Origin of the sequence: Streptacidiphilus sp. EB103A, assembly GCF_041261405.1 — a bacterium.
Lineage (GTDB): Bacteria > Actinomycetota > Actinomycetes > Streptomycetales > Streptomycetaceae > Streptacidiphilus.
Genome location: NZ_JBGCAQ010000013.1, coordinates 230,712 through 242,234, shown reverse-complemented (window position 1 = coordinate 242,234; position 11,523 = coordinate 230,712). Strand labels below are relative to the sequence as shown.

General features: G+C 70.9%; 8 protein-coding genes. 5 read left to right on the top strand and 3 right to left on the bottom strand.

The genetic code is table 11. From position 1 onward, the window contains the following. Nucleotides 1-86 precede the first annotated feature (86 nt). Nucleotides 87-803, top strand: a complete 717-nt coding sequence (locus tag ABH941_RS22725) for a bifunctional DNA primase/polymerase (protein WP_370131249.1) — start codon at nt 87-89, stop codon at nt 801-803. Between the two features lie 391 nt (nt 804-1,194). On the opposite strand, the gene ABH941_RS22720 is transcribed toward ABH941_RS22725, so the two are convergent. Then, nucleotides 1,195-1,887, bottom strand: a complete 693-nt coding sequence (locus tag ABH941_RS22720) for a metal-dependent transcriptional regulator (RefSeq protein WP_134001711.1) — start codon at nt 1,885-1,887, stop codon at nt 1,195-1,197. 164 nt (nt 1,888-2,051) lie between these two features. Between ABH941_RS22720 and ABH941_RS22715 the strand changes: the two genes are divergently transcribed. After that, nucleotides 2,052-2,801: a sugar isomerase domain-containing protein gene (locus ABH941_RS22715; protein WP_370131248.1), complete on the top strand. Its 750-nt coding sequence runs from the start codon at nt 2,052-2,054 to the stop codon at nt 2,799-2,801. A gap of 5 nt (nt 2,802-2,806) precedes the next feature. Here the strand turns inward: ABH941_RS22715 and ABH941_RS22710 are convergent, their stop codons facing one another. Further along, on the bottom strand, nt 2,807-4,231 hold the full coding sequence (locus ABH941_RS22710) for a PAS domain-containing protein (RefSeq protein ID WP_370131247.1): 1,425 nt from the start codon (nt 4,229-4,231) through the stop codon (nt 2,807-2,809). 426 nt (nt 4,232-4,657) lie between these two features. Between ABH941_RS22710 and ABH941_RS22705 the strand changes: the two genes are divergently transcribed. The 3 genes from ABH941_RS22705 (at nt 4,658) to ABH941_RS22695 (ending at nt 7,466) form a co-directional block, all read left to right on the top strand. Continuing rightward, nucleotides 4,658-5,446: a DeoR/GlpR family DNA-binding transcription regulator gene (locus ABH941_RS22705; protein WP_370131246.1), complete on the top strand. Its 789-nt coding sequence runs from the start codon at nt 4,658-4,660 to the stop codon at nt 5,444-5,446. Between the two features lie 111 nt (nt 5,447-5,557). After that, nucleotides 5,558-6,475: a DUF4231 domain-containing protein gene (locus ABH941_RS22700; protein WP_370131245.1), complete on the top strand. Its 918-nt coding sequence runs from the start codon at nt 5,558-5,560 to the stop codon at nt 6,473-6,475. Between the two features lie 70 nt (nt 6,476-6,545). Next, complete coding sequence (locus tag ABH941_RS22695; protein ID WP_370131244.1) at nt 6,546-7,466, top strand: DUF4231 domain-containing protein; 921 nt, start codon at nt 6,546-6,548, stop codon at nt 7,464-7,466. Between the two features lie 28 nt (nt 7,467-7,494). Here ABH941_RS22695 and fxsT read toward each other — a convergent pair whose 3' ends face one another. Then, the gene (gene fxsT, locus ABH941_RS22690) at nt 7,495-11,433 is read right to left on the bottom strand and encodes an FxSxx-COOH system tetratricopeptide repeat protein (protein ID WP_370131243.1); all 3,939 of its coding nucleotides are present in this window, start codon (nt 11,431-11,433) and stop codon (nt 7,495-7,497) included. Nucleotides 11,434-11,523 lie beyond the last annotated feature (90 nt).

Sequence of the window (11,523 nt, the reverse complement as noted above, 5' to 3'; positions counted from 1 at the left end):
CGACGCGCCCCCGTTCGCCGGAAAGCCTCGATCCACTTTCGTGGCAACGCCCGTAACCCTCCCAGTCCTCGCAAGTTGTGCACAACGTGGAAGACACCCTGGGAGCTACCCGGCCGACCGCTGTCCGTCAAGCCGCCGATCAGGACGCCGCCCGCGACCTGTTGATCGAGGCCGCCGTCCGCTACGCGGAGGAGCGTCACTGGGAGGTCGCCGCCGGGAGCTGGCTGATCGAGGACGAGGGGCCGCTGCGCTGCTCCTGCGGTGATCTCGGCTGCCCCGCCCCCGGTGCGCACCCGACCACCCGCGACTGGGCGCGCAAGGCCAGCGCGGGCCCCGGCGTGGTCCGGCGCTGGTGGACGGACAACCCGCTGGCCTCGGTGCTACTGCCGACCGGTCGCGCCTTCGACGCCATCGACGTGCCCGAGATCGCGGGCTGCCTGGCACTGGCCCGGATGGAGCGGATGGGCCTGCAGCTCGGCCCGGTGCTGGCCGTCCCCGGCGGCGGCGCGGGGACCGCGGGCCGCGGTCGGCGGCTGATCTTCCTGGTGCTGCCGGGATCGCTGCCCAAGCTCCCGGACCTGCTGCGCAGGCTCGGCTGGGGGCCGGGACGGCTGGACCTGATGGGCCACGGCGAGGGCGACTGGATCGTGGCCCCGCCGACCCGGGTGAGCACCTTCGGCTTCGCCCAGTGGGCCAGGGAGCCCACCACCCTGAACCGCTGGCTCCCGGAGGCCACCGAGCTGATCAACCCGATCGCCTATGCGTGCGGGCGAGAGGCGCCGCTGTCGTCGCCCGTCTCCTGAGCGACCGTCAGCCGCAGCCCGGCGTCCCCCTGTGCCCCCGTTCCACACCGGACTCGGGGGCACAGCTCTGTGCGGCTTCCATCCGGATTCCTTGCGATTTCTGACGGAATGTCATCACTACCCACGCAGCCGGGTGAAAAAGCCCCACTTTCGAGTGACAGTGCTCAAGGATTGCGGATTGCTGCCGAGGGGAGGAATGGGGTCGTAAGGATCAACCGTCGGAAGGAGCCGCCGCAGGAGTCGCAGCGAGTGCGGGGGCACGAGGGGGAGCCCGGAGGGGAAGCCGGGCGGGGGGAACGACGGGGGAGACGGGGGGAACGGGAGGACCCGGCGCTCGGGGAAAGAGCCGGGTCCTTCCGTCCTGTTCGGCAAGCGTGTCCGGTCGGGACGATCAGGCGCGCACGACGAACACATGCGCGGCGATCTCCTTGTCCAGCTCGGCGGCCTCGCCGCCGCTGCTGACCAGCACCCCGCCGGGAGCGTCGGTCACGCTCACCACCGCCCCGGGCTGCACCCCGGCCCGTCGCAGCGTGTACATCAGCTGCGCGTCGGTCTGGATCGGCTCGCCGATCCGCCGAATGACCACGCTCTTGCCCTCCGAACCCGGCGCCAGCTCGTCCAGGGTGACCAGCGTCTCCGCGGCGGACTCGTCCGCCGGGATCTCCCCCAGCTCCTCCAGCCCGGGGATCGGGTTGCCGTACGGCGACTGGGTGGGGTGCCGCAGCAGTTCCAGCACCCGGCGCTCCACCGCCTCGCTCATCACATGCTCCCAGCGGCAGGCCTCGGCATGGACCTGCTCCCACTCCAGGCCGATGACGTCCACCAGCAGGCATTCGGCGATGCGGTGCTTGCGCATCACCCGTGTCGCCAGCTGCCGACCGCCCTCGGTCAGCTCCAGATGGCGGTCGTCCGCGACCTCCAGCAGGCCGTCGCGCTCCATCCGCGCCACCGTCTGGCTCACGGTGGGGCCGCTCTGCTCCAGCCGCTCCGCGATCCGGGCGCGCATGGGGACGACGCCCTCCTCCTCGAGTTCGAAGATGGTGCGCAGGTACATCTCAGTCGTATCGATCAGGTGACCGCTCATCGCCGCGGGCTCCGTTCCTCGTCGTCCAGCGTCGTCGCAGACCCAATTCTGACGCATCCCGCCGACAATCCCGTTGTGCGTCCGTTTGGAGACTGTTGACAGGGCACCGGCGGAGGCGTCAACGTGCCAGCGGATGCCTTCCAGCGAAAGCGAGCACAGACCCGATGAGCGATCTGGCCGGGCAGTACTTCGACGCCGCCGTCACCCTGCTGCAGCGGGTCAGGGACGAGGAGGCGGCGGGCATCGAGAGCGCGGCGCAGGTGCTGGCCGACACGGTGCGGGACGGCGGGCGGATCTTCACCTTCGGCGCCGGACACTCCTCGCTGGCAGCGCAGGACGTGGTCTACCGGGCCGGCGGGCTGGTCCTGATGAACCTGCTGGACGTGCCCGGGGTCACCGGGGTGAACGTGGTCCCGGCGCATCTGGGCAGCTCGCTGGAGCGGGTGGCCGGGCTGGCCACGGCCACCCTGGACGCGGGTCCGGCCCGGCGCGGCGACCTGCTGTTCGTGATCTCGCTCTCCGGGCGGCAGGTGATGCCGGTGGAGCTGGCCGCGCACGCCCGCGAGCGGGGGCTGACTGTGATCGGACTCACATCCCTGGCCTATCCGCAGGCTGTCTCCTCACGGCACCCCTCGGGTCACTACCTCAAGGACGAGTGCGACATCGTCCTGGACAACAAGATCGCGGTGGGTGACGGCGAGCTCACCGCCGAGGGGGCCGACACCACCTTCGGGCCAGTCTCCACCATCACCACCGTCGCGCTGATGCAGGCCGTGGTGGCCGTCGCGGTGGGCAAGCTGGCCGCCCAGGGCCTCACCCCGCCGCTGTTCCGCTCCGGCAACGTCGACGGCGGGATGGACTGGAACGCCAAGTTGATGGCCGAGCACCGGGACCGGGTCTTCTACACCTTCTGAACCCGTCAGACCTGCTGCCGAGCCCCGGCCAGGTCCACCGCCGCGGCGACCCGGGCCGCGATGTCCTCGGCGTAGGCGGTGTCGGCGCGGTCGAAGCGCTGCCGCCCGGAGCCGCGCAGAAAGGTGAGCACGCCGACGGTGCGGCCGCGACTGCGCAGCGCCGTGCACAGGCCGTGCACGGTTCCGGCCGGCCAGCGCCGCAGCAGGGCCCAGTCCAGCACCGGGCCCGGCCCCTGGGACGGGGTGGTGGGCACGGTGGGTGCGCCCGAGTCGGAGACGATCACGGTTCCGGCGCGCTCCAGCGCCCGCACGGCCGGGTGCACCTCGCCGTAGCGGGCCGGGATGCCGGTCGGCTCCAGGGCCACGGACTGGGCCGGGGCGCCGACCGGGGAGACCGCGGCGCGCACCAGGCCGCCGCCGGGGGCGGCCTCGGCAGCGGCGCCAGGACCGGCGGGAGCGGACCCGGTCTCCGGTGGGGCGTCCGGCGGGGCGAGTACGTCCAGCAGCGCGTAGTCGGCGAACCCGGCCAGGACGAAGTCCAGATAGCCGACGGCGCCCTCCATCGGGTCCTCGCACTCCGCCGCCGCCTGCCCGGCCCGGCGCAGCTGGGTGGCGCGGAACCGCAGTACCGTCCCCTCCTGCTCGGACTGCTCGTGCAGGGTGACGTCCTCGAAGAACCAGGCCACGCCCAGCGGCACCGGCTCCTCCCCGAGCGGGGAGCCCAGCCGGACGAACTCGCTGCGCCAGCAGCGGCGCCTGGACGGGTCGGTGCGCAGCGCGGCCCAGAGCTTGACGCCGCTGAGCGGCTTCCCGGTGGCGAGCACATGCTGCAGGGCCGCCTCCAGCTCCTGGACGCCGTCGCCCAGCACCTCCCCGAGCGGGTGGCCCAGCAGCGCGGTGCGGTCGCAATCCAGCCAGCGGGCCGCGGACTCGCCCACCGCGGCCGGACGCAGATCGGCGTCGACCAGGACCACCCCGGTCGGCGCCTCGTCCATCATCGCCTCGGCGAGGGCCAGCGAGCGTTCCAGCTCGACCTGGGTGCCGGCCTCGGAGAAGGCGAAGTACAGGCCGAGCGAGCGGCCGTCCGGGGCGTTGACCCGGTGGGCCTGGGCGCGGACCAGGACCCGGCGGCCATCGCTGGTCAGCAGCGCGAACTCGTGCACCCGGGGCGTGGCGGCGGCGCCGAGCAGCTGGCCGCGCACGGCGTCGGCGTCCCCGGGGCGCAGCGCCCAGCCCTCCAGGCCCACCCGGCCGACGGCCTCGTCGGCGGTCCAGCCGAGCAGCCGGGCGGCCTCCCGGTTCCAGTGCGTCAGCACGCCGTCGCGGTCCATCGCGGCGAGGCCGACCTCCATGCCGTCCAGCAGGGCCGACAGCAGCCTGGCATCGGCGTCCAGCGGCGGGGCCGCCGGACCTTGTGCGGGAATGTTCATGATGAAAGGCGCCTCCCCCACCGGGCTTGGATCGATCCGTTGGGCGAAGCCATTCAACTCGCCTGTCCCGCTGTGTACACAGGTTTCCGCCAAATGTCCCCCGACCGGGAGGATTCGCGCTATTGGGAAGCTCCGGGGGCGGCGCTCGAAAAGACGTTGCCCCCGCCGCGGGAGCGTGCCTACAGTGTCGGCACACTGAAAGGAGGTGATCCGAAAGTATGAGTACTTCCGGGACTCGTGAGGTGGCTGCTTCCTAGCAGCCCTTACCCGCTGTGCGCGTAAGGGCGGCGGGGCAATTCAGAGCAGTCACCCGGCCCCTGGGCCCGCCGGCCGTCCTCCGGCGCCTGCCTCCCGTAAGGGTGCAGGAGCAGCCCAGGGGCCGTTCCCATGGCCCCGAACAGGCTCCCATGGGCTTGAATAGCCGCTATGGACAAGCACGCCCGACGCACCGCCCTGCTGGAGCTCCTCGGCCGGGCCGAGCGGCTCTCGGTGGAGGAGGCCGCCCAGCACCTCGACGTCTCCCCGGCGACCATCCGCCGTGACTTCGACGAGCTGGACCAGCAGCAGTTGCTGGTCCGCACCCGGGGCGGGGCCAGGGTCAGCGGGATCACCTACGAGCTGCCGCTGCGCTACAAGGCGGCCAGCCACGCCGAGGAGAAGCTGCGGATCGCGGCGGCCGCGGCCGCGCTGGTGGAGCTCGGCACCATGGTGGGCGTCAACGGCGGCACCACCACCACCGAGACCGCCCGGGCCATCGCGCTGCGGCTGGTCCCGCTGGCGCTCCCGGCCGACGCCGAGGCGGTGACCCTGGTGACCAACGCCCTGAACATCGCGCACGAGCTGACCATCCGCCCCGAGGTGAAGGTCGTCCTCACCGGCGGCGTCGCCAGGGCCCGCTCGTACGAGCTGGTCGGGCCGCTGGCCACCCCGGTGCTGTCCGGGCTGACGCTGGACCTGACCATCCTGGGCGTCAACGGCATCGACGCCGAGGACGGCGCCAGCGCCCGGAACGAGGCCGAGGCCGGCGTCAACAAGCTGCTGGTGGAGCGGGCCCGGCGGGTGGTGGTGGTCGCCGACAGCAGCAAGGTCGGCCGCCGCGCCTTCGCCCGGATCTGTCCGATCGCCGCCGTGGACGTGCTGGTCACCGACTCCGGCGCGAGCGACGAACAGATCGAGCCGTTCCAGAAGGCCGGCGTGGAGGTCATCCGGGCCTGACCACCGATCAACTCCCGCCGTATGACGTCAAACTTCGGCGTATACGTGTGCTGTGCCCCACCCCTGGGCACCGTCACACTGGCGAGGACGGTCGAGACAAGGGGGATGTCGATGGTCCACAAGGATCCACCTGGCCACCGGGAGCGGCAGCTGCTCCCGGAGCCCTTCTGGACCGCCGACCAGGCGTCGTTGCAGGGCCAGGAGCGCTCCATCCGCTGGTACCGGGGACAGATACTCATGCTGGTGCTGGCCGCCCTGGCCGGCATCACCGACGTCCGGCACAACCACCTCAACTGGTTCCAGGCCGTCTCCGCCGCCTTCTTCGCCGGGGCCGGCTACTTCTGGTGGCGGCTGGGCCGTGAGAAGCCGCAGTCGCTCTGGTACGAGGGCCGCGCCGCCGCCGAGTCGGTGAAGACCCTGGTCTGGAAGTACGTGGTGCGGGCCTGGCCGTTCGCCGGCGAGGGCGAGTCGCTGGACTCCGACAACGCCTACCTGGAGCAGATGAGCGAGGTCTTCGCCGCGTTCCAGAAGAGCCCGGTGATCCCGCCCGGCGCCAAGCCGATGATCACCGACGAGATGCACCGGCTGCGGCAGACCCCGCTGAGCGTGCGCCGCGACCTCTACCTCCAGGAGCGGATCAGGGCCCAGCGCACCTGGTACCTCTCCCGGGCCGACCGCTGCGAGAACGCGACCACGACCTGGCAGCTGGTCTCCACCGGCACCATCATCCTGGCCGTGGTGGTCGCCCTGACCCAGTTCCTGGGCATCATCGACCTGCACCTGCTCGGGGTCTGCACCACCATCGCCGCCGCGGTCACCGCCTGGATCCAGCTCAAGCAGTTCCGCCCGCTGGCCGCCGCCTACCGCCTCGCCGCCAGCGAACTCGACCTGATCGAAGCCCAGTTGAGCCGCCTCGACCTCACCGCGCGGGACGCGGAGGCGGTCTGGGCCCGGCTCTCCAGCGACGCCGAGGACGCGGTCTCCCGGGAGCACACCATCTGGCGGGCCAGGCGCGACCGAAGAGTCTGACGCACACGTTCGCGTTCTGTACGGCAGCGGGTCCACTGGGCAGACTGTTGGAAAGCCTAGGGGGACATGGATGCCGAATCAGGACCCACCGCGCAACCGTGAGGCGGAACTGCTTCCGGACCCGTTCTGGGCCGCCGACCTGGCCTCGCTCCGCGGCCAGGACTTCGCCCTGCACTGGTACCGCTGGCAGTTGGGACTGACCGTCCTGGCAGCGCTGTTCGGGACCTTTCCCGCACACCGGGTCAACAGCATCAACATCATCCCGCTGCTGTCCCTCACCTGCTTCGGCGCCGCCGGGGTCACCGCTTGGCGGTTGCATCGCCGGGCCCCTCAGGAGCAGTGGTACGAGGGGCGGTCGGCAGCCGAATCAGTGAAGGCGCTCACCTGGAAGTACGTGGTCCGGGCTCAGCCGTTCGAGGGCGAGCCGGACGACGAGGACGCCGCCAAGCTCTACGATGCCCTGGTCAGGGAAGTTCCATTCACCTTCAAGGACGACCCGCGCTTGCCGCTCGGTCCCGAATCGCAGATCAATGACGAGATGCGGCGGCGGCGCGCAGGGACGCTGAGCGAGCGCCGCGAGCTCTACCTCGCCGAACGAGTCAGGTCACAGCGAGTCTGGTACGAATCCCGGGCCAATGACTGCGACCAGAAGGTCCAGGTTGCCGGGCTGCTCGTAGCCCTGCTGTTCTCAGCCGGCATGGTGATCGCCGCGTTGGAGGCCACCGTGTGGAGTTCCATGCACGCACTCGGCCTAATTTCCGCTTGTGCCGCTGCCTCCATGGCCTGGAGCCAGTTGAAGCAGTACCGCCCGTTGGCAGCCTCGTACCGTCTCGCCGCACGAGAGTTGGACCGGATAGACGCCGAACTGACCCGGGTCCCACTCACCGGCCCCCAAGCCGAGACGGACTGGTCACACCGGGCCAAGGAGGCCGAGGACGCCATCTCGCGCGAGCACATCGTCTGGCGCGCCCGCAGCCAGCACCGGGTCTGATCCACCGCCCGGAGAGTCGCGAGCGAGGTCAGGCCGGCTGGAGCTCCAGGTCGCGTCCGTTGCGCTTCCAGCCCCTGACATTGCGGGTCGCCGGGTGCTCCTCCCCCACCTGCCGAATCAGCTCCTCGACCACCCTGCCGCGCAGCTCCACGGCCTCGGTCCGGCGGCCCGAGTCCCGCAGGGTGACGGCCAGGTTGCCCTCGCACACCACCACGTCGGGGTGCTGCGGCCCGTACCGGTCGATCAGCCCGCGCAGGGCAGTCCGGCCCAGGTCCTCGGCCTTCTCCAGCTCCCCGCTGTCGCCGTAGCAGTTGGCGAGGTTCACCATCACCGAGAGGGTGAAGGGGTGCTCGGGGCCGAGGATCCGCTGCATCGAGGTGAGGGTGGACTCGCCCAGCGCCGTCGCCTCGGTGAGCTGGCCGCTGTCCCTCAGGTATATGCCCACGTTGTTGGCGCAGGCCAGAGTGTACGGGTGCTCGTTGCCCAGCGACTGACGGTAGCCCTGGTGCACCTCGGCGGCGAAGTCCCTGGCCGCGTCCTTGTCCCCGGCCGCCGAGTAGTCCGCGGCCAGGTTGAGCGCGCAGGCCAGGGTGTCGGGGGCGTCGGCGCCGTAGCGCTCCAGGTACCGGTCGTAGGTGTCCTTGGTGAGCCGCCTGGCCTCGCTCTGGCGGCCGACCCTGCGCAGCGCCACCGCATAGCTCTTGGCGTAGCGCAGCTTGGGCAGGTCGGTGACGGGCACCTCCCGGTATGCCTCCTGGAACTCCTCCAGCAGCTGCACCGAGCCCTCGTAGTCGCCCAGCGCCCGCAGGTCCTCGGCCAGCGCCGCCTTGCTGGCCAGGGTGTCCTGGTGGGTGGAGCCGAGTACCGCGTCGCGCTTGTCGAAGGTCTCCTGGTCGAGCTGCCGGGCGGCCTCGTAGTCGCCGTTGAAGCGGTAGTCCAGGGCGAGGTTGTTGGCCGTCAGCAGGGTCCGGATGCTCAGTTCGCCATAGGTGTCCCTGAGCTTGCCGTAGGTCTCCAGGTCCAGCTCCATGGCCTCCTTGAAGCGGCCCAGCGCGCGCAGGTCACCCGCCAGGCTGCCGGCCGTCATCAGCGAGTGCAGGTGGTCCGGGCCGAGCAGGAGGCGCTGCCGGTCCCAGGTGCTCTGGTCCAGCTCCAGCGCCTCGTCGAAACGGCCCTGCGAGCGGACCACGTTGGCCAGCTGGAACCGCAGCAACAGGGTCTGCCGGTCGTCCGGCCCCAGCTTGGCGGTCCAGGCGTCCTCCAGGCGGTGGCCCAGCTCCTGGGCCGCTTCCAGCTCGCCGCGCTTCCACAGGTAACGGACGCGGTCGATGAGCAACTGGCGGACCTCGGACTCGTCGCAGTCCTGGGCCAGAGAGGGGCCGAGGTGCGGCCAGATCCGCTCGAAGTCCGGCCAGCTCGCCCAGTCGTCGACGTCCAGGGCGCCGGGGCGGGCCCCGGCCAGGATCTGGTGCACCTGGTGCATGGCCTCCACCTGCTGCTCCGCGGTCAGCTCGGAGCGGATCACCGCCTGCACAATGCGGTGCACCTGGAAGGTCCGGCTGTTGGAGTCGACCTTGGCGAGCCCGTACCGGGTGATCGCCTGGACCACCTTGCCGAGCATCACGCTCTCCTGCAGCTCCGGGTCCAGCGACACCAGCGCGCGCATCATCTGGTCGTTGTAGATCAGGCTGATCGCGATGGGGTCGGCGGAGAAGTACGCGCACAGCTGGAGCAGCCGGTTGGCGGCCGGGGACTGGTCGCGCAGTCTCGCGATGGAGACGTTCCAGGTGGCACTGAACCGCCTGGGGTAGTCCGGGATCTCCTGCTGAGTGGTGGTCAGCGCCTTGACCGCCTCGTCCTGGAGCTCGGCGATGTAGGAGCTGACCGGCGTTCCGGTGGTCTCCAGCCAGGCCGCGGCGATCTCCACGGCCAGCGGAAGGTCTCCGACGGCCTCGGCCACCCGGTCCGCGTCGGCCCGGGACAGCCCGGTGTTGCGGCGGCGCAGGTGCTCGACACTCTCCTGGCGGGTGAAGACGTCCACCGGCAGTGGTTCGGCCTGACCGGTCCAGGCCTGGTTACGGGAGGTGATCAGGACGTGCCCGGGGCCGCCCGGCAGAAATCTGGCGATCTCCGAAGGCCGGTCGGCGTTGTCGAAGATCAGCAGCCAGCGTTCCACCCTGCTGCCCTGCCGCAGTGCCTCCCTCGCCGCCTCGGCCGCCTCCGCGACGTTGTCGCCGGGACGCAGGTCCAGCTTGGTCGCCAGTTCCGCCAGCGACAGCATCACCTGGTCGGACTGTTCCGCGTCGACCCACCAGACCAGGTCGTAGTCGGCCATGAAGCGGTGCGCGTACTCCAGCGCGACCTGGGTCTTGCCGACGCCGCCGAGGCCGTAGAGCGTGGTCGGCGTCGGCAGCACCACGGCCGGGTTTCCGCCGCGCAGCTGGTCCCGCAGGCTCTCCAGGATCGCGGACCGGCCGGTGAAGGCCGGGTTGCGCGGCTTGACGTTCCAGATCGCCGGACGGGTGCCGGGGAACCGTGGCCCCTCGGTGACCAGCAGCTTGTGCGTGTCCAGCTCGCCCCGGCGCAGCGCCCGGAGCAGCACCGACGCCGCCTGGGCCTCGTCCAGGCGCAGCACGTCCACCTGGTTGCGGTTGTTGAAGGGCGCGGTCAGGCGGACGTCGCCGACCCGCACCGGGATCAGCTCGCGCCTGACGCCGGCCGGGTCGGAGTCGGTCACCGAGTTCCACACCGCGTGGGCCTGCGGGGAGCGCACATACGCCGAGGACAGCACCACCAGGGTGCGGGCCGCCGCGTCCATTCCGCGCTCGGCCTCGGCCCCCGGGTCGGCGCCCACCTCCCTGGGCAGAACCCGCAGCCCGGCACGGGTCAGCAGCGCCTCGATCCAGTCCGCCCACATCCGGTCCTCGGGCGCGTAGGAGAGGAAGATGTCCTCCCTCATCGCCGGGCGGCGCCTGGTGAAGGAGTCGGCATAGCGCAGCCGCACGTCCTCCGGCATCGGCGGCAGGCCCACCACCTGGTCCCAGGTCAGCCACGCCGTCAACCGCTCGCAGGCGGACAGCATCGAGGTGGGCGAGCCGGGCTGGTCACCGAAGCCGGCCAGGATCTCCTCGTAGGCGTAGAAGGGCCGGTAGGGGATCTCCACCGCGCCCCAGTACTGGGCGAGCTGGGCCTCGTTCATCTCCTCGGGCAGGCCGCCGAACCGCTGCCGGGCCAGGGCCCGGCCGGCGTCCGCCTTGACCTTCTCGAAGTCGTCCACCCGCATCGGGACGGGCAGGATCCTGATGCCCTTGGAGCGGTAGCGGTCGTTGATGGTGCGGGCGATGGTCGAGGCGCCCTCGATGCTCTGGTCGCTGAGGGTGAAGCAGACCACCAGGTCGTCGGGCATCTCCACGGTACATATGTCGGCGATGTCGGACAGACCGGTCCGGCTGTCGATCAGGATGTAGTCGTAATGGGCACGCATGTCGGCACGCATCGCCTCGAAGAACTGGCTGCCGTCCAACTCTGCGTAGAAGTGGCCCCAGTTGATGGCGGCGACGGTGGCTGCGTAGTCGCTGCGCACCTGACCGGCCGACAGCAGGTCGAGTCGGCCGCCCTCCTGGAACATGGACCAGTTCAACGAGATCGCGTGCCGCCGGACCTTGGCGAACTCCCGGTGCCAGCCCTCCTCGTGGGGCTGCTCCCGGAGCGCCTCGTCCCGGTAGTCCATGACCAGGTCGATCACTCCCGTGGTGGCCGCGAGATCGTCCTGATCCAGGAAGGGCCGGAAGAAGTGCGCCAGGCCGGGCGCCTCCAGGTCCCAGTCCACGGTCAGCACCCGATGCCCGTTGGCAGCCAGGATCCAGGCGGTGTTGGCCAGCGCCATGGTGCGCCCGGTCCCGCCCTTGTAGGAGTAGAAGGTGATGATGCGGCCGTTCCGATCCTCCACCTGGTACTCGCTGGTCATGGGTTCCCTCCGCCGGATCCGGTTCGCTGCTGTCAGTAGCGCGGTGCTGTCAGTGCAGTGGTCCGAGTAGAGCGGGACGAACACCCGGCA

What these genes read in the sequence shown, in the direction of transcription:
- ABH941_RS22720 (WP_134001711.1), bottom strand. Translation starts at nt 1,887, where the DNA reads ATGAGCGGTCACCTGATCGATACGACTGAGATGTACCTGCGCACCATC.
- ABH941_RS22715 (WP_370131248.1), top strand. Translation starts at nt 2,052, where the DNA reads ATGAGCGATCTGGCCGGGCAGTACTTCGACGCCGCCGTCACCCTGCTG.
- ABH941_RS22710 (WP_370131247.1), bottom strand. Translation starts at nt 4,231, where the DNA reads ATGAACATTCCCGCACAAGGTCCGGCGGCCCCGCCGCTGGACGCCGAT.
- ABH941_RS22705 (WP_370131246.1), top strand. Translation starts at nt 4,658, where the DNA reads ATGGACAAGCACGCCCGACGCACCGCCCTGCTGGAGCTCCTCGGCCGG.
- ABH941_RS22700 (WP_370131245.1), top strand. Translation starts at nt 5,558, where the DNA reads ATGGTCCACAAGGATCCACCTGGCCACCGGGAGCGGCAGCTGCTCCCG.
- ABH941_RS22695 (WP_370131244.1), top strand. Translation starts at nt 6,546, where the DNA reads ATGCCGAATCAGGACCCACCGCGCAACCGTGAGGCGGAACTGCTTCCG.
- fxsT (WP_370131243.1), bottom strand. Translation starts at nt 11,433, where the DNA reads ATGACCAGCGAGTACCAGGTGGAGGATCGGAACGGCCGCATCATCACC.